This window comes from Hydrotalea sp. (assembly GCF_049968455.1).
In the GTDB taxonomy this organism is placed as follows: Bacteria; Bacteroidota; Bacteroidia; order Chitinophagales; family Chitinophagaceae; genus Hydrotalea.
This window is the reverse complement of the sequence record NZ_JBMFQT010000063.1, coordinates 1-579: the sequence shown is the minus strand read 5'-3', so window position 1 is coordinate 579 and position 579 is coordinate 1. Positions and strand designations below refer to the sequence as shown.

Annotated in this window: 1 protein-coding gene; it reads left to right on the top strand. The window is 33.7% G+C overall.

The features are described from left to right. Window positions 1–190: 190 nt before the first annotated feature. Window positions 191–579 (top strand): efflux RND transporter periplasmic adaptor subunit (locus ACP5P5_RS13710; protein ID WP_428286680.1); only part of this gene is annotated, 389 nt, incomplete at its 3' end.

Sequence of the window (579 nt, the reverse complement as noted above, 5' to 3'; positions counted from 1 at the left end):
GCCTCTACTGTTGCTGCTTTATTTATAGTACCGCTGGTTTATGGTTGGATTCAACAAAAAGCTTCATTAAAAGACGTGTCATTGTTGCCTGAAGATGAAGTAAAAGATGAACACACTGAACATGAAAATGATTAATCCAATTTTTTGTAACTTGGTGATAATACTAAATAAACATTTAAAATAAACAAAAATGAAATATAATATTTTTATACTTAGTAGTTTAATTTTGTTAGCCTCCTGCTCTTCAAATAAGGAAAACAAACCCAAAGATCCACCCGCTTCCGACTCTACTATGGTTCATTATTCAGTTGCTACAGTTAAAAGTGGCGGAGTAAATGAAGTTTTAAAACTGCCGGCCAAATTGGCTGCATATCAAGAAGTAAGTATATTCCCAAAAGTTAATGGATATGTTCAAAGCGTGTTAGTGGATATTGGTTCAAAAGTTAAAAAAGGTCAACTATTAATGGTATTGGAAGATCCTGAATTAGAACAAGCTATGCTACAAGCAAAAGAAAGGTATGAACGTTCTAAAGCCGATTTGTCTATTGACCGCGAAAATTACGTTCGGTTATTAGAGGC